At 63.6% G+C, this 23578-nt stretch carries 21 protein-coding genes; 5 read left to right on the top strand and 16 right to left on the bottom strand.

The window, feature by feature from the left end:
* Nucleotides 1–9: 9 nt before the first annotated feature.
* Entirely contained in the window at nucleotides 10–588 is a 579-nt protein-coding gene (locus tag GWC77_RS03025; protein ID WP_173255389.1) for a hypothetical protein, read from the top strand.
* A gap of 90 nt (nucleotides 589–678) precedes the next feature.
* On the opposite strand, the gene ntrC is transcribed toward GWC77_RS03025, so the two are convergent.
* The 3 genes from ntrC to glnA all read right to left on the bottom strand — a co-directional run bounded on the left by ntrC (nucleotide 679) and on the right by glnA (nucleotide 4913).
* The gene (ntrC, locus tag GWC77_RS03020) at nucleotides 679–2211 is read right to left on the bottom strand and encodes a nitrogen regulation protein NR(I) (protein WP_173255388.1); all 1533 of its coding nucleotides are present in this window, start codon (nucleotides 2209–2211) and stop codon (nucleotides 679–681) included.
* A 13-nt stretch (nucleotides 2212–2224) separates the two neighbouring features.
* Nucleotides 2225–3367 carry a nitrogen regulation protein NR(II) gene (gene glnL, locus GWC77_RS03015; protein WP_173255387.1) on the bottom strand — a complete coding sequence of 381 codons (1143 nt, stop codon included), beginning with the start codon at nucleotides 3365–3367 and terminating at the stop codon, nucleotides 2225–2227.
* Between the two features lie 130 nt (nucleotides 3368–3497).
* Complete coding sequence (gene glnA / locus GWC77_RS03010; protein WP_173255386.1) at nucleotides 3498–4913, bottom strand: type I glutamate--ammonia ligase; 1416 nt, start codon at nucleotides 4911–4913, stop codon at nucleotides 3498–3500.
* A 419-nt stretch (nucleotides 4914–5332) separates the two neighbouring features.
* Between glnA and GWC77_RS03005 the strand changes: the two genes are divergently transcribed.
* Complete coding sequence (locus GWC77_RS03005; protein WP_173255385.1) at nucleotides 5333–5797, top strand: rhodanese-like domain-containing protein; 465 nt, start codon at nucleotides 5333–5335, stop codon at nucleotides 5795–5797.
* 55 nt (nucleotides 5798–5852) lie between these two features.
* Here the strand turns inward: GWC77_RS03005 and GWC77_RS03000 are convergent, their stop codons facing one another.
* From GWC77_RS03000 to hrpA, 5 genes are all read right to left on the bottom strand, one after another.
* Nucleotides 5853–6671 (bottom strand): molybdopterin-binding protein, encoded by an 819-nt coding sequence (locus GWC77_RS03000; protein WP_173255384.1) that lies wholly within the window; start codon nucleotides 6669–6671, stop codon nucleotides 5853–5855.
* A gap of 37 nt (nucleotides 6672–6708) precedes the next feature.
* Nucleotides 6709–7569, bottom strand: a complete 861-nt coding sequence (locus GWC77_RS02995) for an EI24 domain-containing protein (RefSeq protein WP_173255383.1) — start codon at nucleotides 7567–7569, stop codon at nucleotides 6709–6711.
* Nucleotides 7570–7581: 12 nt separating this feature from the next.
* Nucleotides 7582–8580: a sterol desaturase family protein gene (locus tag GWC77_RS02990; protein WP_173255382.1), complete on the bottom strand. Its 999-nt coding sequence runs from the start codon at nucleotides 8578–8580 to the stop codon at nucleotides 7582–7584.
* 22 nt (nucleotides 8581–8602) lie between these two features.
* Nucleotides 8603–9628, bottom strand: coding sequence for a beta-propeller fold lactonase family protein (locus GWC77_RS02985; RefSeq protein ID WP_173255381.1), 1026 nt, complete (start codon nucleotides 9626–9628; stop codon nucleotides 8603–8605).
* Nucleotides 9629–9762: 134 nt separating this feature from the next.
* Nucleotides 9763–13881, bottom strand: a complete 4119-nt coding sequence (hrpA, locus tag GWC77_RS02980; RefSeq protein ID WP_173255380.1) for an ATP-dependent RNA helicase HrpA — start codon at nucleotides 13879–13881, stop codon at nucleotides 9763–9765.
* 22 nt (nucleotides 13882–13903) lie between these two features.
* Here hrpA and argA point away from each other — a divergent pair, with 22 nt between their 5' ends.
* Both argA and GWC77_RS02970 read left to right on the top strand, forming a co-directional pair.
* A complete protein-coding gene (argA, locus tag GWC77_RS02975) occupies nucleotides 13904–15283 on the top strand; it encodes an amino-acid N-acetyltransferase (RefSeq protein WP_173255379.1) in 1380 nt (459 codons plus the stop codon).
* A gap of 58 nt (nucleotides 15284–15341) precedes the next feature.
* Nucleotides 15342–15617 carry an oxidative damage protection protein gene (locus GWC77_RS02970; RefSeq protein WP_173255378.1) on the top strand — a complete coding sequence of 92 codons (276 nt, stop codon included), beginning with the start codon at nucleotides 15342–15344 and terminating at the stop codon, nucleotides 15615–15617.
* A 21-nt stretch (nucleotides 15618–15638) separates the two neighbouring features.
* Here the strand turns inward: GWC77_RS02970 and GWC77_RS02965 are convergent, their stop codons facing one another.
* Entirely contained in the window at nucleotides 15639–15839 is a 201-nt protein-coding gene (locus tag GWC77_RS02965) for a hypothetical protein (RefSeq protein ID WP_173255377.1), read from the bottom strand.
* A 161-nt stretch (nucleotides 15840–16000) separates the two neighbouring features.
* Nucleotides 16001–16633 (bottom strand): glutathione S-transferase, encoded by a 633-nt coding sequence (locus GWC77_RS02960; protein ID WP_173255376.1) that lies wholly within the window; start codon nucleotides 16631–16633, stop codon nucleotides 16001–16003.
* Nucleotides 16634–16843: 210 nt separating this feature from the next.
* Between GWC77_RS02960 and GWC77_RS02955 the strand changes: the two genes are divergently transcribed.
* Nucleotides 16844–17158: a hypothetical protein gene (locus GWC77_RS02955; protein WP_173255375.1), complete on the top strand. Its 315-nt coding sequence runs from the start codon at nucleotides 16844–16846 to the stop codon at nucleotides 17156–17158.
* 4 nt (nucleotides 17159–17162) lie between these two features.
* Here GWC77_RS02955 and GWC77_RS02950 read toward each other — a convergent pair whose 3' ends face one another.
* The 6 genes from GWC77_RS02950 to GWC77_RS02925 form a co-directional block, all read right to left on the bottom strand.
* A complete protein-coding gene (locus GWC77_RS02950; protein ID WP_173255374.1) occupies nucleotides 17163–17486 on the bottom strand; it encodes a DUF3579 domain-containing protein in 324 nt (107 codons plus the stop codon).
* Complete coding sequence (locus GWC77_RS30075; RefSeq protein WP_302181299.1) at nucleotides 17483–19108, bottom strand: methyl-accepting chemotaxis protein; 1626 nt, start codon at nucleotides 19106–19108, stop codon at nucleotides 17483–17485. The genes GWC77_RS02950 and GWC77_RS30075 overlap by 4 nt, the downstream gene beginning before the upstream one ends.
* A gap of 97 nt (nucleotides 19109–19205) precedes the next feature.
* Nucleotides 19206–20342 carry a porin gene (locus GWC77_RS02940; RefSeq protein ID WP_173255373.1) on the bottom strand — a complete coding sequence of 379 codons (1137 nt, stop codon included), beginning with the start codon at nucleotides 20340–20342 and terminating at the stop codon, nucleotides 19206–19208.
* 183 nt (nucleotides 20343–20525) lie between these two features.
* A complete protein-coding gene (locus GWC77_RS02935) occupies nucleotides 20526–21200 on the bottom strand; it encodes a response regulator (RefSeq protein WP_173255372.1) in 675 nt (224 codons plus the stop codon).
* Nucleotides 21197–22582: a sensor histidine kinase gene (locus tag GWC77_RS02930; protein WP_173255371.1), complete on the bottom strand. Its 1386-nt coding sequence runs from the start codon at nucleotides 22580–22582 to the stop codon at nucleotides 21197–21199. Before GWC77_RS02930 ends, GWC77_RS02935 begins: the two co-directional genes overlap by 4 nt.
* Nucleotides 22583–22698: 116 nt before the next feature.
* Nucleotides 22699–23556, bottom strand: a complete 858-nt coding sequence (locus GWC77_RS02925) for an ABC transporter permease (protein ID WP_173255370.1) — start codon at nucleotides 23554–23556, stop codon at nucleotides 22699–22701.
* Nucleotides 23557–23578: the final 22 nt, after the last annotated feature.

The raw sequence follows: 23578 nt of genomic DNA, 5'->3' as shown, positions 1-23578 counted from the left end.
AGCCGCTATATGAATTTTGGAACAACCGCCGTCTTTGGATTGCTGCCTCTTTGCCTCGCCACGGTCGCTTGCGCGGTGCCCTCGATCGATTTCGTCAACCAGGAGGGCGCCGCAAGGACCTATCGATCCGTTCAATGCCTCGCCACGCATAGCGGCGGACAAAGCATCACCGCGCAAGGACAGGAGCAAAACGGCGCTTCGGTCGTCACTTTGCAAAGCCTGCTTGCCGGTCCGAGCGGTCAATACAAGGTCCAATGTACGACCGTGCACGCCGATAGCGGCGATCAGTACACCGCGGAATTCGAGGCAGTCAAATTCGCCGAGGGAGAGCTCGGCACGAAGGCCCCCGAATATGACGCCAATCGTTCGGGATACGGCGCGAAGGTACCTGTCGCCCGAACGCTTACCGCTTGCTACGACAAGAATCACCGTGTACTCGAGCAAGCATGTGTGGACGCGTATTACGGCACCAAACCGCATTATTTGAAATCATTGGCCGGACTGGCCGACGTGCAATTCAAATACGATGAGTATGCTTCCAACGTTGGCGTGTTTCTCGAAGCCAATCCGCGGTATGGCAATCGCTAAGCGCGCCCGCGCTCAGGCAACGTAGCATGGGGCCCGCATCGCGAGGCACTTTCCTGTGCCTCGCGCAGTCCCGCGTCGCCCCTTCGCAGCTCACGATTCGAGACGCAGCTCCTGGATCTTGCGTGTAATCGTGTTGCGCCCGATGCCGAGCCGTTCGGCCGCCTCCACCTTGCGTCCCCGCGTGAAGTCGAGCGCTTCGCGTATCACCGCGGCTTCGAAGCGGCGAGCCAGTTCGTCCATCACGTCGGGCGCGTTTTCCCGCAGCATGCGCGCGACTTCGGCACGCAAACCGCTTTCCCATACGCTCACCGGCAAGCCGCTCGGCACGGTGCCCAGCACGGCAGATGTCGGCGCCGTCATCGACGCGCCGTTGGCCTCCCCCTCGAGCGGGATGTTGCCCCCACCGGCCGAGGCGCCGGCTATCGCCGTGCCAGCGACGATCTCGCTGGCCGCGTGCGCAGGCTGTTGCAGTGGCACGAGGTCGGGCGGCAAATCCTTGATCTCGATGGTCTGCGCGGGCGCCATGACCGTAAGCCAGTTCGCGAGGTTCTCGAGCTGACGAACGTTGCCCGGGAACGGCAACGAGGCCAGATAGGCAACGGTGGCCTCGGATACGCGCTTCGGCTCGACGCCGAGATCGCGCGCGCTCTTTTGCAGGAAGTGCCGCGTGAGCAGCGGGATATCCTCCTTGCGTTCGCGCAGCGGCGGCAAACGCAAGCGAATCACGTTGAGCCGGTGATAGAGATCTTCGCGAAAGAGGCCTTGGCGCACGCGCGCATCGAGGTTCTGGTGCGTCGCCGCGATCACGCGCACGTTCGCGCGCAGCGGGCTGTGGCCGCCGACGCGATAGAACTGCCCATCCGACAGCACGCGCAACAGCCGCGTTTGGAGATCGAACGGCATATCGCCGATTTCATCGAGAAAGAGCGTGCCATTCTCGGCCTGCTCGAAACGACCTTGCCGCATCGCCTGCGCACCCGTGAACGCACCCCGCTCGTGGCCGAACAGTTCGGACTCCAGAAGATCTTTCGGGATCGCCGCGGTGTTCAGCGCGATGAACGGCCCGCCCGCACGCGGGCTATGCCGGTGCAACGCGCGCGCGACGAGTTCCTTGCCCGTGCCCGATTCGCCCGTGATGAGCACCGTCGCGGACGAATGCGAAAGGCGCCCGATCGCACGGAACATGTCCTGCATCGCCGGTGCCTGACCGAGCATCTCGGGCGCGTCGGCGAGCGACGGATCGGCCGCATGGGCACCGCGCAAGCTTTCGTCGACGGCGCGGTGAATGAGCTCGACGGCGCGATCGATATCGAATGGCTTCGCGAGGTATTCGAACGCGCCGCCCTGAAACGCGGCCACGGCGCTGTCGAGGTCAGAGTACGCCGTCATGATGATGACGGGCAGCTCGGGCAGCCGTTGGCGGATCGACTGCAAGAGATCGAGGCCCGACGAACCGGGCATCCGGATGTCCGAGACGAGCACTTGCGGTGTCTCGTGCTCGAGCGCGGCCAGCGCTTCGCGCACGTTGGGGAAGCTGCGCGTGGCCAGGTTCTCGCGCGCGAGCGCCTTTTCGAGCACCCAGCGAATCGATTGGTCGTCGTCTACTATCCAGATCGGCTTCATGGAAGGTCGTTGGTCAATTATCTAGCGGCAATAGAATCTGAAACTCGGTGTGGCCCGGCCGGCTTTCCACTTCGATCATCCCGTCGTGCTGTTGCACGAAAGTCTGCGCGAGCGTGAGGCCGAGCCCGCTGCCGCCCTCGCGGCCGGAGACGAGCGGATAGAAAATGCGCTCGCGGATGTCGTGCGGGATGCCCGGGCCATTGTCGATGACACGCAAGTCCAATGCCAGTTTGTGAAGGCGCTTGGCGATCGTCACATTGCGGGCCACGCGAGTGCGCAGCGCGATACGCGCATCGCCTTCGCTGATACGTTCGCGCAGCGCCTGCGCCGCATTGCGCACGATGTTGAGCAGCGCCTGAATCAGTTGCTCCTTGTCGCCACGCAGCTCGGGCACGCTCACGTCGTAATCGCGCTCGATGGTGAGGCCGCGCGGAAACTCCGCCAGGATGACCGCGCGCACGCGTTCGCAGACCTCATGGATATTCACGTCGCCGACGATATGCGGATGCCGATGCGGCTCGAGCAGGCGGTCGACGAGCGTTTGCAAGCGATCGGATTCCTTGACGATCACCTGCGTGTACTCGCGCAGCTCGTGGCGCTCCCGCGCGTCGAGCTCCAATTCGAGCAACTGCGCCGCGCCGCGAATACCGCCAAGCGGGTTCTTGATTTCGTGCGCGAGGTTACGGATCAACTGCTTGTTGGCGGTGGCCAGATCGTGAATGCGTTCCTCGCGATCGGTACGCAAGTGCCGCTCGTTTTCGAACAGCTCGAGCAACACGTACTCCGGCGCGCTTTCGAGAAAGCCCACCACCATGTGCACTTGCAGCGTTTCGCGGCCCGGACGCTCGAATTCCGCGTCGAGATGCGTCGCGTGGAACCGTTGTTCCGCGATCGCCGCGATCGTCTCGACGAGCACATCGCCGTTCGCAAAGATGTCGGGCCACGACATCTGCATCAACTGACGCCGCGACAAATCGAGCAGCGACTCGGCGGACGGGTTCGCGAATGCGACGCGCAGCGTGCGCTTTTCGAGCACGAGCACGACCGTCGGCAATGCTTCGAGCCCAGGCAAGAGACCGGATGCGCCAAGCGCGGCATCGTCCGTCAAAGGCTCGCTCTGCCCTTTGCTGGTCTTGATCAGATTTTTTAGCGCCATCGTGAAAGCACGGTCACCTGGGCCGACCCGGCCGACATACAAAAAAGGGACGGCGGCGCCGTCCCTCGAGACCGATCGCAAGCATGCTCTGCGCAACGGCCACGGAGGTGGGCGCTGCGCATCGCAATGCTTAGAGCGAGTAGTACATTTCGAACTCGATCGGATGCGTCGTCATGCGGTAGCGTTGCAGTTCGCCTTCCTTGAGCTCCAGATACGCGTCGAGCATACCGTCCGTGAACACACCACCACGCGTGAGGAACTCGCGATCCTTGTCGAGCGCCTCGAGCGCCTGATCGAGACCGGCACAGACGGTCGGGATCTTCGCGTCTTCTTCCGGCGGGAGATCGTAGAGATTCTTGTCCGCGGCTTCGCCCGGATGGATCTTGTTTTGCACGCCGTCGAGGCCCGCCATCATCAGCGCCGAGAACGCGAAGTACGGATTGGCCATCGGGTCCGGGAAGCGCGTCTCGATACGGCGGCCCTTCGGATTCGACACGTGCGGAATACGGATCGAGGCCGAGCGGTTGCGCGCCGAGTAGGCGAGTTTCACCGGTGCTTCGAAGTGCGGCACGAGGCGCTTGTACGAGTTCGTCGTCGGGTTCGTGATCGCGTTCAGCGCGCGAGCATGCTTGATGATGCCGCCGATATAGAACAGCGCGAACTCCGAGAGGCCCGCATAACCGTTACCGGCGAACAGGTTCTGACCGTCCTTCCAGATCGACTGGTGAACGTGCATGCCCGAACCGTTGTCGCCGACGACCGGCTTCGGCATGAACGTCGCCGTCTTGCCGTACGTATGCGCAACGTTGTGGACGATGTACTTGAGCTGCTGCGTCCAGTCGGCGCGCTGCACGAGCGTCGCGAACTTGGTGCCGATCTCGTTTTGGCCCTGACCGGCCACTTCATGGTGGTGCACTTCGACGGGAATGCCGATCTGCTCGAGCAGCAGACACATTTCCGAGCGCATGTCCTGGAACGAATCCACCGGTGCGACCGGGAAATAGCCGCCCTTCGTGCCCGGACGGTGACCGGTGTTGCCGCCTTCGAATTCCTTGCCCGACGACCACGGCGCTTCTTCCGAGCCGATCTTCACGAAGCAGCCCGACATATCCGTGTTCCACTGCACCGAATCGAAAATGAAGAACTCGGGTTCCGGTCCGAAGTAGGCGGTGTCGCCCAGGCCGGTGCTCTTCAGGTAGGCTTCGGCGCGCTTGGCGAGCGAGCGCGGGTCGCGCTCGTAACCCTTGCCGTCCGCGGGCTCGACGACATCGCATGTCAACACGAGCGTCGGCTCTTCGTAGAACGGGTCGATGAAAGCCGTGTTCGGATCCGGCACGAGCAACATGTCCGATGCTTCGATGCCCTTCCAGCCCGCGATCGAGGAACCATCGAACGCATGGCCGCTTTCGAACTTGTCGCCGTCGAACGCCGACAGCGGAACGGAGACGTGCTGCTCCTTGCCGCGCGTGTCGGTGAAGCGAAAGTCGACGAACTTGACGTCCTCGTCCTTGACGAGCTGCATGACGTCGGCCACGGTTTTACTCATATCCTCTTCTCCATTTGATAGGTTCGGCGGTTCTTCACTGCGCGAGAGCCCCGGCGAACGACTTGCGTACGCCGGATGCCACCGCGCAAGCGGTCGCCGCCGGTTAGAGCATCTTTCATGCCAGGCATGCTCGTTTTCCCGCACGACGCAATCTGTCCCTCGTGCCGACGCCAAGTGCCGCGCCCCGCGTTGGAACGCTGCGCTGCACCGTGACGTGCCTTGTCGCCGTGCGGGTCGGCAAACAAGCACCACATCGGTGCGTGACTCTACCGCAGTCCGGGTACGCGCTCTATATCGGTGCACACCGAAGGATTATGCACCTCGTTGGAGCGCTCGCTTCTCCCGACGCCCCAGCCTGTTCGTTCTCGCACCCCACTCACCGCGCTAGAATGCTTTTTTGCCACGAGGAGACCGGCTTCATGAGTACGCTCGAACAGATCCTGGCGCAAGCGGAAAAACGCCGCGCCGAACATCAACTGCCCTATGCCGGCGCTTTCACGCCGGCCGAGGCTTTCGAGTTTCTCCAGCTCAAGCCCGAGGCCCGCCTCGTCGATGTCCGCACGCGCGCGGAGCTCGACTGGGTAGGCCGCCCGGTCGTCGGCGACGGCCAGTATATCCACATCGAATGGACCCGCTACCCCGGCGGCGTGCCGAACACGGAGTTCATCGAACAGTTGCGCAGCGTAGCCTCGGCCGATACGCACCTCATCTTTTTGTGCCGCAGCGCCGCGCGCTCCAAGCTGGCCGCCGTCGCAGCCGAAAAGGCGGGCTTCGGCAAAGCGTTCGATCTGCTGGAAGGGTTCGAAGGTGCGAAGGACGGCAACGGTCATCGAAAGACCGTCGACGGCTGGTGCCACAGCGGGTTGCCCTGGCTCGGCGCCTGAGCTCGAGCCCGCGCGAACGCGGGGGTCCTACGTCGTGGCCCGCTCGCGGTGAGTGTTATCGTGGCTGCCCGGCTTCGGGTTCGACGATATCGCCGCCCAGCAGGTGCACGCCTTCGCGCAGCTTGACGAAGGCCGCGGCGACGGCTTCCGGTTCGCCCTTCACACCGAGATCGATGTGCCGGCGGACATAGACGCCGCCACGCTCCGCGTCGCCCACGCTCGGCAGGCTGAATACGCGAACGCCCGGAAAATCGGCTTCGATTTTCTCCATCAACGGCGTCAGCGTCGACTCCATGAGCTCGAACACGAGCAGCGATCGCTCGGCGTGCGCGACTTGATGGTGCATCTGCGCGTACTTCGTATCGAGTACCCATTCGATCATCGGCCAGGCCATCACGGGGAAACCGGGAACGAAATGGTGATCGCCGATCGAGAACCCCGGAATCTTGTTGTAGCCGTTCGGAATGATCGAGGCGCCGCGCGGAAAGACGCCCATATTGAGGCGATGACGGTTTTCGGGGGACTCCAGATCGAGTGGGGACGCGCCGGCCGGGTGCATGTCGCGGATTCGCTGGCGAATCAGTTCCGCCGCCTCCGGGTGCAACTCGAGCGGAACACCGAGCGCGTTGGCCGCGCAAAGCCGGGTATGGTCGTCCGGCGTCGCGCCAATGCCTCCCGTCGAAAAGACGATGTCGCCCGAGGCGAAACTGCGCTCGAACGTGGCCGTGATCCGTGCGGGATCGTCGCCCACGTACTCGGCCCAGGCGAGCGCCAGGCCCCGCGCGCTCAATAGCTCGATGACCTTCGGCAGATGCTTGTCGGTACGCCGACCCGACAGGATTTCATCGCCGATGATGATGACGCCAAATGCCATGACCGCCTCACGAAGATGAGAGATCGCTCATCGTCGTTCATGATCGTGACGGCTGCAAGCCCTCTTCTTCGCGCATCGCCTGCAATGCCTCCAGGCAATAGTGACCGAACCAGAGCGCGGAGAACACGAGGATGAATGCGTACATCCAGATCGTGACGGCTGCAATGACGGGAAAGAGCACGACGAGCCACAGCGACCAGGCCCAGAGCAACGCCGGCAGCGTCCCCATGAGGCCGCTCGCAATACCGATCGCGAGCAGCGGGACACGGTGACGCCGCATCAACGCGATCCGCTCGACGCGGCTCGCGTGCAGCGCCAGCGCGTCGTATGTCATCACGCGATAGGTGAGCCAGCCCCATAACAACGTCGGAATCAGCGCGAAGAGCGGCGAAATCAGGGCGAAAAGCGGCGGAATCAGCAGCAGCGGCGCAAGCAGAACGAAGAGCGGCAGCATGAGGAGAATGAGCAGCAGGCAAACGAGTGTCGTCGCAATGCCGTACGCGAGGCTGCCGTACCAGGTTCCACCGTGCCGCGCCTCCAGTGTCGCGAACCGGCGGGCCGACAGGTGCCGCACCACCATCGGCATCGACAGCGTGGCGATCAGCAGCAATACCGTGGAAACGATGACCGGAATCGAGAGCGCGACGACGATGAGCGGCGCAATCACCGCATGCAGGTTGGCCAAGCCCACCCAGTCGAACGCGCGGTAAAGCGCCATCCCCAACGTCGAGCCGGCGAGCCAGCCGCGCGCAGTGCCGACGAGGTCCTGCCAGGTGAACCAGAAAAAAAGCCCCCATCCCGCCGAGGCGATCACGAACGGCAAGAACGTGAGCCACAGCACGCGCGGATGCAGCACGCCCGCGAGCGCCCGGCCGAAGGCACGCATGAGCTCGTTCATCGGCATGCGCCTTCAGGCGGCCGGCGCCCTGCCTCGGCCGGCGCCGCGGCCGAACCGGAGCCGCCGCGCGATACGCGCGAACGCGAGCCAGTGCTGCGAGAAAAAGCCATTGCCATACGATTCGCCCTCGATTTCCTGACGGATCCCCGTCGGCTCGACGGACCGAACCCACGAGGCTGTGCGAAAGAGCATATCCCACCAGGGGAAGAGCACGCCGAAGTTGCAGCCGTAGGCGGTGCCCTCGTGTCCGTAGCCGACCGCGTGATGGCGACGATGGAACGCCGGGCTGACGAGTACCCGTTCGAACAGACGTCCGAAGCCAAGCCGCGCGTTCGTGTGCTGCACGCTTTGCATAAAGTTCGTCACGGCCGTGAGCACCACGAACTGCGTCGGCGCCACCCCGATCGCCAGCGCGATGGCAGCGAAAAACGAAGCCTGGGCGACGCCGTCGAGCAGATGGTTGCGATCGTCCGACCAGAGCGACAACTGGCGCTGACTATGATGAACCGCATGCAGCTCCCACCAGATGCCGAAGCGATGCTGCCAGCGGTGATACCAATAGCCGGCGAAATCGAGTACGACGAGGTAGACGAGGAATGCCACGATCGGCTGCGACGTGACACCGGGCCACAGGTGATCGAGGTCCATGTTGGCGATGCCGCGATAACGCAGCCACACCTGCAAGTCGGCAAAGAACGGCTGAAAACCGAGGAAGAACAGCAGATTGAAGAGGCCAAGCTTGGCGATGGCCGTATAGAGGACGTCGACGCGCACGGCCCGACGGTTTTCCCATCGCTCGACGGGACGCAGCGCCTCGAGGGGGCGCAGCAGCAGATAGGTCGCACCGATCGTCAGCAAGCCCACGATCACCGGATAGAGCGCGTCGTACGAATCTTCGTCGTAGTCCATCCAGCCGAACCGGAACAGGAGCGGCTGGACTACATGGATATAGGCCCAGGTCTGCAGCGCCGAGACGACGCCGTCGAGCGAAGCGATGACCGAGTGCAGCATGGCGGCGCGCGCAGCCCCTGGCTTACGCGCCGTTCGCGGCCGTTACCGGGGCGCGATCGTAGAAATAGATCCCATGCGGCGAGCGGCCGACGGCAATCGTCTGCACGAGCTTTTTCGTGGTCATGTCGATGATGCCGACGTGTTTCGCAAAGCGGAACGTCACCCAGAGGTAGCGTTTGTCGGCGGTGAGCTCCATGTCGTCGGGGCCGGGCAGCAGACCCGTGATATCGCCGACGTTCGTCAGCGTCTGTTCGTCGAGAATGCTGATCGTATTCGCAACGCGGTTGCTGACGAGCACATGGCGGCCGTCGTCGAGCGAGCGGAAGTTGTGCGCGCCGTTACCCGTCCTGATCCGCTTGATTACGGACCGCGTGCGCCAGTCGACAACGGCCACGTCGTCCTCGCCTGTCATGCCGACGAGCAGATACTTGTCGCCCGGCGTCATCCAGAGCCCCGCCGGTGTCTTACCCACGGGCATTTTCCAGAGCACTGTCTGCGTCGGCAGATCGACCGCCGCGAGTTCGCCCGACACCTGCAGCGTCACGAACACGGTCCGGCTGTCGTTGGAAAACGCCATATGGCTCGGCATCGTGGCAAGCGGCAGGCGGCGCACGAGCTTCAGCCCGTTCGTGGGCGCGTCGTAGCTATAGATGTCGAGCCGGTCGAGACGCAGCCCCGTCGTGACGAACCACTTGCGATCGGGCGAAAAACCGAGCTGATACGGGTCCTCGATGCCGGGCACGCGCCCTTGGGGCTTGCCCGTCTTCGGATCGACGAAGATCAGGTCGTTCGAGACCGAATTCGCGACGATCAACGTTTTATTGTCGGGCGTCGCCATCAGGTGATGAGGTTCCTTGCCCGTCGGCACCGTACCGACGACCTGATGCGTCGCCTCGTCGATCAGCGAAAGCGTCGCTTCGGCCGAATTGAGAACGATGACGTTGTTGGCGTAGGCAGGCAACGAGACGGCGGCGGCGCTTGCCGCCAGCAGCGCGAGCGCGGCGGTGCCGATCAGGCCCCGCGCGCGGAAGGAAATAATCTTGTGCATGAGAACTCGTTCGAATGGCCAACGCCCTTTTAAACGGCTTGGCGCGCGCCGAGGTTGACGGCCTCGGAATAAATACCGGCCTTTTCCGTGTACGCGCACTAATCGGGTTATCGGCACCGTCGGCGTTTTCTCGATCATCTTTGCAGCGATTCCCACACCTTGTGAAGCCGCTTCGTCGAAACAGGCATCGGCGTGCGCAACTCCTGCGCGAAGAGCGAAATGCGCAGCTCCTCGAGGAGCCAGCGGAACTCGGCGAGCCGTGCGTCCGGTACGCCGCCGCGGGCCTGCCGCGCGCGCTGGTATTGCTGCGCAAGCGGCTGCAGTTCCGCGAATTGCCGTGCGTCGCGGGCCGGATCGGCCTTCAGCTTGTCGATGCGCAGCGCAATGCCCTTCAAGTAGCGGGGAAAATGCGCGAGCTGGGCGTACGGCGTGTCTGCGATGAATCGCTTGCCGATCAGCATCTGCAATTGCTGCTGCAGATCCGCGTAGGCGGCCGCGTGCGGCTTGGCCTGCACGAGCTTTTTCGTCACGGCCGCGTATTCGGCGAGAATTTGTCCGACGAGTCGCGCGATTTCCTGCGCGAGCAACGAAAGCCGGCTCTTGCCCTCGTCCCGGCGCGCGTGGAACGTCGCGTCGTCGTCCGGTAGCGGATCTTGCAGGCATGCGCGGTCGAGCGCCGTGTCGATCAGCTGGTCACGAAGCTCCTCTTGCGTGCCGAGCGGCATGAACTGCAGCGCCATTTCGCGCAAGCCGGGCAGATTCTTCTCCAGATATTTGATCGGCTCGCGTAACTGCAACGCGAAAAGCCGCCGCAGACCGGCCCGGTGCGCGCGCGCCGCCTCGTCGGGCGAATCGAAGACTTCGACGTCGCAATGCGTCGTGCGATCGACGAGCGCCGGATAGCCGAACAACGTCTGGCCGCCGCGACGAATCTCCAGCAGCTCCGGCAATTTGCCGAAGTTCCAGGTCGTCAGGTTCTCGTACAGCGCCGTCGCCTCGCCGCCCGCGCCGGCCGACGCATTGCGGGCGGACTCGCCCGTTGCCGTTTCGCGCGGCGCCTGTCGTGCCCCGGCGGGACGCCGCTCGGGGCCGCGCACGGCGGCCTCGGCGTCCGGGCGTGCTTGTCCGGTGCCGGCGGTGCCGTCGAACGACGCACCGACGGCCAGCTTCTGGAACTGCCGCTGCGCCTCGCCGCCGAGCTCGGCTCGCAACTGAGCCAGATTGCGGCCCATCGCAAGCTGCCGCCCGTGCTCGTCGATGACCTTGAAGTTCATGAAGAGGTGGGCCGGCAGCGTTTCGAGCTTGAAGTCGGTCGGTTTCAGCAACACCTGCGTCGTCTCGCGCACATCGGCGATCAGCGCCTCGACGAGACCGCCTGCGCCGCGAGGCGGCTCGCCCGCCCCGCCGGCAGCCCCCTTCGAGGACTGCAATCGGGGCACGCCGAAGCGTCCGGCGTGACGCTCGACGAATCCCGCTGCGTACTCCGGCAGCGGCACGCAATGCCGGCGCAGCTTCTGCGGCAGCGATTTGAGCAGCAACTGGACCTTCTCCCTCAACATCCCCGGCACGAGCCATTCCGCACGCTGCGCGTCGACTTGATTGAGCGCAAAAAGCGGCACCGCGAGCGTCACGCCGTCGCGCGGCGAGCCCGGCTCGAAATGATAGGCGAGCGCCATGTCGACGCCCGCCATCGCTACACGCTTAGGAAACAGATCGGTCGTAATGCCCGCCGCCTCGTGACGCATGAGATCGTCGCGCGACAGATAGAGCAAGCGGAGTTTGTCCTCCGGCTGACCGCTGCGCTTCACTTCATTGCGGTACCAGCGCTCGAACGCGGCCCCGGTGTAGATGCCTTTGGGCAGCGCCTGATCGTAAAACGCGAAGATGAGTTCGTCGTCGACCAGTACGTCCTGCCGGCGCGACTTGTGCTCGAGTTGCTCGATGTCGGCAAGCAGCTTGCGGTTATGGGCGAAAAACGCGAGCTTCGTATCGAACTCGCCCTCCACGAGCGCACCGCGAATGAAAAGCTCTCTCGCGCGCGCCGGATCCTGCGAGCCGAACGCGACGCGCCGCCGATGGTAGACGGGCAGCCCGAAGAGCACGGCGCGCTCGAATGCCGCCACCTGAGCGGCGCGCTTTTCCCAATGCGGCTCCGAGAGCGATTTCCTGAGCAGGTGCGACGCGACCTTCTCGATCCATTCCGGCTCGATTTTCGCGAGACAGCGCGCATAGAGCCGGCTCGTCTCGACCAGCTCGGCCGCCATCACCCAGCGCCCCGCCTTCTTGGCCAGCGTCGAGCCCGGCCAGAGAAAGAACTTGATCCCGCGAGCGCCGAGATAATGCGGCTCGTCGTCGGCTTTGAGCCCGAGATTGCCGATGAGGCCGGTCATCAGCGCCAAATGAATCTGCTCGAAGGTCGCTTCGCTTTCGTTGATACGCCAGCCGTGCTCGCGCACCACGGTGAGCAGCTGCGAATGGACATCGCGCCATTCGCGCAGCCTCAGATGCGAAAGAAAGCGCTCGCGGCACGCATCGACCAGTTGCCGGTTCGATTTCTTGTGCGCCACGGCTTCGCCGAACCACCGCCAGATCTTGAGCCATTGCAGGAATTCCGAGCGCTCGTCGGCGAAGGCACGGTGCGCCTGATCGGCCTGCTCCTGCGCCTCGGCGGGCCGCTCGCGCGGGTCCTGAACCGAGAGCGCGCTCGCAATGACGAGCACCTCGGCGAGCGCATCCTGATCGCGCGCGGCGACGATCATGCGCCCCACGCGGGGATCGAGCGGCAGCTTCGCCAGCTCGCGCCCGAGCGGCGTCAGTTCATTGTCGTCGTCGACGGCACCGAGCTCGGCCAGCAATTGGTAGCCGTCGGCAATGGCGCGGCCCGGCGGCGGTTCGATGAACGGGAACGTCTCGATGGCCGTGAGATGCAGCGCCTTCATGCGCAAAATCACCGCCGCCAGCGACGAGCGCAGGATCTCCGGATCGGTGAACCGCGCGCGCGCCTGAAAATCGCCTTCGTCGTAAAGCCGGATGCAGATGCCGTCCGCCACCCGGCCGCAACGCCCCGCCCGTTGATTGGCCGCGGCCTGCGACACCGGCTCGACCTGCAACTGCTCCACCTTGTTGCGGTACGAGTAACGCTTCACGCGCGCGAGCCCCGTATCGACGACATAGCGAATGCCCGGCACCGTCAGCGAGGTTTCGGCAACGTTCGTCGCGAGCACGATCCTCCGGGCATTCGACGATTTGAACACGCGCGCCTGCTCGGCCGCCGAGAGCCGCGCGAACAGCGGCAGTATTTCGGTGTGCGGCGGGTGGTGTTTGCGCAGCGCCTCGGCGGTGTCGCGAATCTCGCGCTCGCCCGGCAAAAAGACGAGCACGTCGCCCGGTCCTTCGCGGCACAGGTCGTCGACGGCATCTACGATCGCGTCGATGAGATCGCGCTCGGCTTCGCGCGCACCCTTCGCACGTTCGCGCGGGGACGGCGTGGCCGCCGTACCCTGCGCCGCCTTGATCGCCGCGCTGCGCTCGCGCGGGTCTTCGACGGGCTGGTAACGGATCTCGACGGGGTAAAGCCGCCCGCTCACTTCGATGACGGGTGCGGGCTTCGACTCAGTACCGAAATGACGCGCGAAGCGCTCGGCATCGATCGTGGCCGACGTGACGATCAGCTTCAGATCGGGCCGCTTCGGCAAAATCTCCTTCAGATAGCCGAGCAGAAAATCGATGTTGAGGCTGCGTTCGTGCGCCTCGTCGATGATGAGCGTGTCGTAGGCGCGCAACAGCGGGTCGGTCTGCGTCTCGGCGAGCAAAATGCCATCGGTCATGAGCTTGACCGATGCGCCCGGCGCCAGATTGTCGGTGAAACGCACCTTGTAGCCGACCACCTCCCCGAACGGCGTGCCGAGTTCCTCGGCGATGCGCCGCCCCGTGGCCGATGCAGCGATCCGGCGCGGCTGCGTATGACCGATCAGCCCGCTGCCGCCCGCGCCACGCCCGCGCCCGAGCGCGAGGCAGATCTTCGGCAACTGCGTGGTCTTGCCCGAGCCCGTTTCGCCCGAGACGATCACGACCTGATTGTCGCGGATCGCGCGCGCGATCTCCTCGCGGCGACCGGTGACCGGCAGCGCGGTGGGGAATTCGATGGGCGGAATCGGGTTGGGCGGCACACGCGCGTGGCGCGAGCCGTGGGCGCGACCCTGGCGCGGCGGTCCGCTCTCATCGGCGGCCGGACTATTGGGTACGTTCGACATGGGGGCGCATTATAATCCCGGCATGAACGCACAATCCGACCTCGTCCCCATCCCGGAACCCGTCGCGACTCGCCCCGTCGCGGCCGACCCCGTTTCCCAACACGCCCAGTTCGTCGACTGGATGCGATCGGTCGCGCCGTACATCCACGCGTTTCGCAACAAGACGTTCGTCGTGGGCTTCGGCGGCGAGGTCGTTCATCAAGGACTCCTGAACGCGCTCGTGTCCGACGTCGCGCTCTTGCAGGCGATGGGCATCCAGATCGTGCTCGTGCATGGGTCCCGCCCGCAGGTCGAGGAACAGATGAACCTGCACGGCGTGCAATCGGAGTTCTCGCACGGCATGCGCATCACCGATGCGCGCGCGCTCGAATCGGCCAAGGAAGCGGCGGGCGAAGTGCGGCTCGATATCGAAGCCGCGATCAGCCAGGGCCTGCCCAACACGCCCATGGCGCATGCGCACATCAGCGTGGTGTCGGGCAACTTCGTGACGGCCCGGCCCGTCGGCATTCTCGATGGCGTCGATTTCGCTCACACGGGCGTCGTGCGCAAGATCGATGCCGAATCGATCCGTCATTCGCTCGCGAGCCGCAAGCTCGTGCTGCTGTCGCCGCTCGGTTTCTCGCCGACCGGCGAAGCATTCAACCTCTCGATGGAAGATGTCGCCTCCGCCGCGGCCATCGCCCTGCGCGCCGACAAGATCATCTTCCTGACCGAAACGCCCGGCATCATGAACGAAGCGGGGGATCTCGTGCGCGAGCTTTCGCTCGACGACGCCTACCGCCTGCACGAAAGCGGCGAAGTGAAAGGCGACGCGGGCTTTTACCTGAAGCATGCCGTGCGCGCCTGCCGCGGCGGCGTTCCGCGCGCGCACATCATCCCTTACTCGCTCGACGGCAGCCTGCTGCTCGAACTGTTCCTGCACGACGGCGTGGGCACGATGATCTCGTACGAGAACCTCGAAAGTCTGCGCGAAGCCACGCCCGACGACGTGGGCGGCATCCTGACGCTGATCGAGCCGCTCGAATCGGATGGCACGCTCGTCAAACGCGGCCGGCACCAGATCGAGCGCGACATCGATCACTTCTCGGTCATCGAGCACGATGGCGTGCTGTTTGGCTGCGCAGCGCTCTATCCGTACCCGCAGGAGCGCATCGGCGAAATGGCGTGCCTCACGGTCGCGCCGGACGCCCAAGGCTCCGGTGACGGCGAGCGCCTCTTGAAGCGCATCGAGCAACGCGCGCGTGCGCGCGGCTTGACGCGCATCTTCGTGCTGACGACCCGCACCGAACACTGGTTCCTCAAGCGCGGCTTCGTGAAAGTCAGTGTCGACGACCTACCCGAAGACCGCAGGCGCCTCTACAACTGGCAGCGCAAGTCGCTCGTGCTGATGAAGCATCTGTGAGCGCGAAGCGAAGCGCGCGGCGCGTCCCCCTTCATTCGATTCCCTGGAGAAACCCACAATGACACGCATGGTTCAATGCGCGAAGCTCGGCAAGGAAGCCGAGGGCCTCGATTTCCCACCGCTGCCGGGCGAGCTCGGCAAGCGCATCTATGAAAACGTCTCGAAGGAGGCGTGGCAGGCGTGGCTCAAGCATCAGACGATGCTGATCAACGAAAACCGCCTCAATATGGCCGATCCGCGCGCGCGTCAATATTTGATGAAACAGACGGAGAAGTTCTTTTTCGGCGAGGGCGCCGATCAGGCAAGCGGATACGTTCCGCCGACCGAAGGCTGAACTCGCATCAACCGACGGGCTTCAGGCTGCCGCGCCGGCGTGACCGCGCGGCGGAAAAAACAGCCCGCGCGAACGGCTCAGTGCCGCGCGCGCCCCACGCGTGGCCATGACGGCCCCGACTTGCCCGAAGTTGAAATCATGCGATACGAGCAGTTCCATGAAAGAGACCATCGGCAACACAACCGACGGGTTGTAAAGCTGACGTTCGATAAGCGCTTTCATGGCGACTTCTCCCTTGCTTCGTATCTCGGTGCCCGCGAGTCTGGTGTGAAGGCTTCGATATGGAGCCATTCTAGGCAGACCGCGGGGCCGGATAAATCCGCAAAACAGAAAGTCACTTGTCGGCCCTCGCGAACAATGAGAGCGCGAGGAATGCCCGCAGGTTAAGCGAGCGGCGCGCCGGCAAACACGGGCAAAGCCTCGGCCCGTTCGGAGAAGGCTGCCAGCGCGGGATGCAGCGCCGGGTCGATCGTTCCCGGCAGGATGTACTGCGTGAAACGCCAGGCGATGGCCACGGTGAGATCAGCTTGCATCATTCTCTCACCGGTCAGCCAGCCGTCACCGCGGGCGACACCGCCGCTTGCAGCGAGCTCGCGCTCGAGCATGGCGTAGGCCGCCGACAGTTGGCCCGATACCCGGTCGATCCACGGCTCGTGCTGTTTGTCTGCCGGGCGCAGATTACGCTCGTAGACGATTTGCACCGTCTTTTCGCACGCCGCGAGCGCAAACCCGATCAAATGAAGCGCGCGCCGACGTTGCTCCGTGTCTTGCGGCATGAGGCGGCGCTGCGGCGGTACTTTGTGATCGAGATGATCGAGAATCAGGCTCGAATCGATGAGCAGCGTGCCATCGTCTTCGATCAGCGTCGGTGCCTTGACGACCGGGTTGACTGCGGCAAACGCGTCGAAGTGGCGAAACACTGAAAGCGGACGGTGCTCGAATGCAATATCGAGCACGGCCATCGAAACGGCTACACGGCGTACGAACGGCGAATCCAGCATGCCTATCAGTTGCATCGATGCCTCGCTTGTTCCTGGGTGAAAACGCCACTTTATCAGCCAATCCGGCGCCAGCTCATCGGCCCGAACAAAAAGCGCAAGGTCAGACGAAAACGCGATCGAGCGAGACGTGAGTCCGTTGCATCCTCACGCAGAGCCGACGAGCCATACTGTTACCGTCGGGCGCTCCGACCTGAGCGCTTGCCTGCCCCACCGGGAGTCATCGCCATGAACCTGCGATCGGTAGCAGCCTCAGTCTCGATAGGCGCCGCTCTGTCGTGCGGGGCCGGGTGTGCTCAGCAACGGGAACCGGACTACATCTATACGACGACGGTGACGATTGCGGACGGCAAGACCGTCGAGTGCGCGGTCAACGAACCGCTCGCCGGTCCCGCGGCGTCCGATGCGCCGCTCAGTACCGCGGAGAAGCGTCAGGCCGAAGTGCTGGCGATGCACCGTCTTTTTCTCGAGACCGGCCCGTGGTCCGACTACCCCACTCCGTACACCGCGCCCGACATCAAATGCAGGGCCATACGACAGTGAGGGCTCAGCCCGCGCGCAAGACACGCAGGCCCTCCTCGACCTGCAGTTCGTTGTCGGCCGCGAATCGCATGACGAATTCGAAAGCCTCTGGGCAAATCCGGACTAATTCGCCCGATACAGTCAGGCACTTGATGCCATCGTCGACGAACGGCACCGCTAGCCACGTCGCGGCCGCGTCTCTGCCTGGCCGCTTCTCCTTGACGAAGAGGGCGATGACACCGGCGAGACGCTCGGCCCAGTCGCCAGGCCTGAACGTCTTGCCGCCGCGCGTGATCCCGACGATCAGGTGGGCGGGAGGGCGGCGCGAAGGATGATCGTCGTAGCTCATTTGGGAACGCGTGCAAGGGCCGGCGGTAGTCCAAGCGGGCTGGGCTCACGCATTGCGCTCGCACGAGCGCCGGCGTGAAGCCGGAATACGGCCGCGGTTTCTTCGAGCAGGCGCGCCTGCTCTTCGAGCGATGCGGCGGCTGAGGCCGCTTGCTCGACGAGTGCCGCGTTTTGCTGAGTGGAGCGGTCCATATGCGACACCGCGCGATCGATTTCTCCGATTCCCTTCGATTGCAGCTCCGACGCCGCACTGATTTCGGCGACGATGGCATGCACTTCATGCGCCGCTTTGACGACGTACGCCATCGTTGCACGTGCGCGCTCGGCCAGTTCGGTGCCGCTATGCACCTTTGCGAGAGAGGCGCTCATCAATGCACGGATTTCCTTGGCCGCGGCGGCAGAGCGTCCAGCAAGCGCGCGAACCTCGCCTGCCACGACAGCGAATCCGCGTCCCTCCTCGCCAGCCCGCGCGGCTTCGACCGCCGCATTGAGCGCGAGTATGTTCGTCTGGAACGCAATGCCTTCGATAGCGCCGATGATGCTGACGATATGATCCGAGTCGGCCGACATGTCAGTGATTGCATGGACGATTTCTCCTACCACTTCACCGCCGCGAACGGCGGTAGCCGAAGCCGTTTGCGCCTGCGTACTCGCTTCGCGCGCGTGCTGCGCGTTTTGTGCAACGGTCGCGGTCAGTTCCTTCAGACTCGCTGAAGTCTCTTCGAGCGCCGCTGCCTGTTGCTCCGTACGAGCGGATAAATCGGCATTGCCGCTCGCGATGTCGTGCACGCCATGACGAATTTCGCCGGTGCCGTCGCGCACGCGTATGACCGTAGCCGCCAAGCTCGCCTGCATTCGCGCGAGCGCCGCCATCAGACGGCCCATTTCTCCCCCCCGCGATACATCGATCGTCGAAGTCAGGTCGCCCGAAGCGATTCGCTCGAAATGATCGATCGCCGTGCCGATCGGTTTGACGATCGACGCGCTGAGCACGCGCCGTGCGAGCACGGCGAGGATTACCGACGCACAGCCGACGCCGATGAACAGTGCCAGCAACCGGTGAAAGCGCACCTTCGACGCTTCGAAATGCGTCTTCTGCGCGTGCACCTGGAAGTCCATGAGCCGCTGCGCCGCTTGTTTGTAGCCCGCGAAAAGCGCGTCCGGTGCCTGCCGCTCGATCGTGCGGAACGACGCGAAATCGTCCTGGTCGAGTGCCGCGACCTCCGGCGCAATGACCTGCTTGATCAGGTTCGCGCGTGCCGTGCGCAACGCATTGGCGAGCGCCGTCTCCGCATCGCCCGACACGGGCAACGCGTTGTACGCGGCGATATCGCGATCGCTCGCGGCGAGCGCGGCGTGCACGCTGGCGAGCGTCGAGTCCGTCGGCTTGCCTTGCGCAACGAGCGTCTCATAGCTGCCCAGATCGACGCGCGCCTGCAACAGGCTCGCGGTGCTTTCGGCGAGATGGGTGAGCGCCGCCGTCTCCCCGCTGTACATCTTCTCGAGCGCCCGATTGGCGGAGCCGAGTCCGACGACCGACGCTGCAATGACGATCACGAGCGCACCGGTGTAGCCCGCCACCGTGGCCGTGAGTGCAGCACGAACATTGGCGATCCTCATCATGCTGTCTTCCGAAAAAAAAGGCGGCAGGCGAAAAAGCTCGCCGCCGCCTTCGAACTGCCGCCCAAAGGCGGCACCGTCTTGGAGGAGGTCAGGACAATCAGAAGCGAGTGCGTACGCCCGAAGTCAGCTCGAGCTGGTTCTTCGCGCCGAACGTGCTGCCGACCGTATAGCCGCCGTGAAGCCGCATGTAGTCGCCAGCGAGGTACAGCTCCGTGCGCTTCGAAAGGTGATAGAAGACCGAACCGTAGAGCGTTTCCTTGAAGCCGTTGTGCAAGCCCGCCGCCGCATCGAACACGTGGCCCGTATTGGCGTTCGGAATGTTGCCATCGCCGTTGTACGCGGCGTTGTGAACGCGCATTTGCTGATAGCCGAGCTCATAGTCGAATGCTCCCTTCGGCGCAAGCTTGAACGAGACGGTCCACGCGTTGTCTTGCCGTTGGCCGAGCGAGCCTTGATCGCCGAGATAGCGGAAGTAGCCCGCGTTGATGCGCGCGATGCCGAACGTGTAGTTGCCGCCCACCGACCACGTCTGGTTCACGAAGCCCGTGTTGTTCACGTGGTTGTAGAAAGCCGACACGTTGAACGGGCCGCCGTTGTAGCCGAGCGCTGCCTGGTAGGTGCTGCCCGATGCGAACGACGTGGAATTGCTGAACGCATAACCGGCGCTGGCGAAAATACCGTTGTTGAACAACTTCTTCCACGCAAGACCGTTGTTGTAACGGGTACCCGTTGCGCCCGCAGCGTAGAAAATCATCTGCTTGAAGTTGTTCGAGTTCGTCCAGCCACCCTCTTCATACCGGAGCTTGGCGCTGCCGTACGGGTCACCATAGATTGCGGCGGCGTCGCGCGCGATCGTGTTTTGGAAGCCCGCAGTGAACTTGCCGTACGTATCGTTCTCGATCCCAACCCACGCATCGCGATCGAAGATCTGGCCCGGATCCTCCATGGCGCCGTTGGCAACCACGAATTCGCTCTCGAGGGTGAAGATCAGCTTCGTGCCGCCGCCAAGATCTTCCGCGCCCCTCAAACCCCAGCGGCTGCCGCTGAACCACGGCTCGCCATCGGCGTTGCCCATGCCGATCAGGTGATTGCCTTTCGCATCGGCATGCGTGATGTAGGTGGGGAAGCTCAAATCCATGAGCCCGTACAGCTGCACGCTCGATTGCGCGTGGGCGCCGCTAGCCGCGGCCAATGCGCCGGCGGCAATTGCCAAGGTCCGGTAGGTCCTTCTCAAGATCGTCTCCTCATTCACTGCGTTGAACTTCTGCTTGTATGAACGATGCCCAGCATCCAGGCACCGAGCTTTCCGCCAAAACGGAATGGAGACAATCGTAGTGGTCCGAATCCTTCGCGCTCCTTTCGCGATCGCTTAGTAGTACTAAGTGCTTTCACTAATTACGCAATAATGCATGCGTCATCATTGTGCGTCTTTGGCCTTGAGGATGTAGCCGAGCCCGCGCAGTGTCATGATCTGCGCCGTGGATGCGGAAAGATGCTTACGTAAGCGATGTATATATATGTCGATGGCATCGGCACTCGCCTCATCCTCGAGACTGAACACACTATCCATCAGCGAGGCCTTTGTGACGGTCTTGCCCTGCTTGAGCATCAACGTTTCGAGAATCGCATGTTCGCGGCGCCGCAAGGCGAGCGGCGCGTCGTTGTGCGAGAACTCGCGCGTATCCGTGTTGTACTGCAGATCGCCGCACACGAGCGAGCCCGATTTGCCGCTCGTTTGACGGCGGATCAGCGCTTTGATGCGGGCCACGAGTTCGCGCGCGTCGAACGGCTTGACGACGTAATCGTCCGCACCGATGCTGAAGCAATCGACCTTATCGTCGATCGAACCATGGGCCGTCAGCATCAAGACGGGTGCGTTATCGCCGCGTCTGCGCAATCGTGCGAGCACTTCCTTGCCGCTCATGCGCGGCAAACGCATATCGAGCAGCACGACATCGTAGCTTTGCGTACTGAGTACGGCATCGGCCGATTCGCCGTCGTTCGCGCAATCGACGGCGAAATTCTCGGCTCGCAGCAGATTGACGATCCAGTGCGCCAGTTCGGCGTTGTCTTCGACCAGCAGCAGTTTCATTGCGTCATTCCTTCACGGCTTGCAGCCGGCAGACGAACGGTGGCCGTGAGGCCGACGCGCCCGGGGCCCGGTGCGACGGACGCCGTGCCGCCATGCGAGCGCGCGATGCCCTGCACGATCGCGAGCCCGAGACCGGTCCCATCGACATCGGTCGCGCCGCGATAAAAACGTTCGAACACGTGCGCGCGTATCTCCGCGGGAATGCCCGGCCCGTTGTCCACCACCTCCAGCACCACCTCTTCGCCTTCACGCCTGCACACCACCGTCACGTGCCCCCCTTCCTGTGTATAACGAATTGCATTGTCGACGAGGTTCGAGACGAGCGCGGCCAGCAATTGCTCGATACCCATCACGGCGATGTCATCGGCGAGATCGGCCCCGAGGTCGATATTACGCCGCTCAGCCGCCATGATGAGCTCCTCGAGCACGGAGAAAATCACACGTGCCATATCGACGCGCACCAGCGTGGCCGCGGCTCGCGTCGACTCGGCCTGCGCCAGCAGCAACAGCTGATTCGTGATTTCGATCATCTTGAGGCTGGTGCGCCTCACGCCATGCAGCACATCGACGAGCACGGGATCGCCGGCGTCGTGCTGGCAGGCGTATTGAACCTGCGTGTCGAGCAGCGTCAGCGGCGTGCGCAATTGATGCGCGGCATCGGCGATGAACTGCCGCTGCGTGGTCGTATGCAGTTTCAGGCGCGCGATACATTGATTGATCGCGTCGACGATGGGACGCAGTTCGGACGGCAAATGGTGGAAGCGGATGGGTTCCAGCTCCATGGCATCGCGATCGGCGACGTTTTCGCTGAGCTTCATGAGCGGCCGCAACTCGCTCGTGAGGCCGATCACGACTAGTACCGCGGCCAGCGCGAGCATCAAACCCTGCCGCAGCACCTGCGGGTGCCAGAGCTGTGAAAGCATCGCCTCGCGCGAGGCTTGCGTCTTGGCCACGATCACGGTGACCGGCGTGACGGATCCCGAGTCGTAGACCTGCCGCTGGAATGCGACGGCGCGCAGGTTTTGTCCTTCGAGCACCGTGTCGTAAAACACGGGAAAGGTCGCCAGATGCCCGGGCAGCGCGAGATCAAACGACCCGCCGAGCAGCTTGTCCTCGCCCGCGACGACCTTGTAGAAGACCTGGTCGCGGTAAGGAGATTCGAACATTTCGAGCGCCGCGGGCGGGATATTCGCGATCAGCGCCCCGTCGCGCCACTCGATGTCTTCGCCTATGGTGCGCGCGGACGCAAGCAGCACGCTGTCCTGCACGAGATCGGCCGTCTGCCGCGACGCGTCGTGCGCCATCAAGCCCGTGACGAAAACGAACGTGCCAAGCGGCAGAAACACCCACAGCAGCAGCCGCGCACGCAGGCTATGCAGCATCACGAACTCCCCCTATTCATCCGACGCTCAACGGGGCGCGGGCACACACCTTTCGATGCGTGCCCGCGAAGCACCGCTTGTACCGATTTTCCGTTGCCGCCGGGGCGCCTGCTTCATCAGAAGGCGGCCGGTCTCCATTTCAGCAAACGCTTTTCCAATGTCGTGAGCAGGTAGTCTATCGTCAACGCGACCACGGCTAGCACGATCATCGCAGCAAACACGCCGCTTGCGTTGAACGCGCCCTGCGCCGTCGAGATCAACAGGCCGATACCCTGCTTCGAGCCGAGGAATTCGCCGACGACCGCACCGACGAGCGCGAAACCGAAGCTCGTATGCAAGCTGGCAAGGATCCAGGAGAGCGCCGACGGAATCACGACCGCGGTGGTCAGCTGACGCTTCGACGCACCGAGGATCTGCGCGTTCGCGATCATATAGCGGTCCGCTTCGACCACGCCTTGGAACGCATTGCCAAAGACGACGAAGAACACCATGACGACCGCCAGCGCCACCTTCGATGCCATGCCGAGGCCGAGCGCAATGACGAATATGGAGCCGAGCACCACACGCGGAATCGAGTTCGCGATCTTGATGTAGAGGCTGAAGACGTCTGAAAGCAGTTTGTTGCGGCCGAGTATGACGCCGCAGATGATGCCGCCCACCGCGCCGATCAGAAAGCCGAGCATCGTTTCTTCGAGCGTCACCCAGACCTGCACGAGCAGCGGGCCTTGCGAGGTTCCGTTCACGAACCAGTCGACGATCTGATCGAAGATCAGCGACGGCATCGAGAAAAAGAACGGATCGAACCATTTCAGTCGTCCGCCGAGCTCCCAGCCGCCGAGCACGACGACGAGCACGAGAATACGCAAGCCGATGACGAGCGCACGGCGCTGCCGGATCCGGCGTTGCGCGACTTTTTCGACCTCGGCGAGCGATTGTTCGCCAAAGGCGCGTTGAGCATGTTCAACAGTTGACATTTTCCGACCTTTCTTCCAGTTC

This window comes from Paraburkholderia sp. NMBU_R16, assembly GCF_013282575.1.
In the GTDB taxonomy this organism is placed as follows: Bacteria; Pseudomonadota; Gammaproteobacteria; order Burkholderiales; family Burkholderiaceae; genus Trinickia.
Note: the sequence above shows the minus strand (reverse complement) of the source record. Positions and strands in the feature narration are given on the sequence as shown.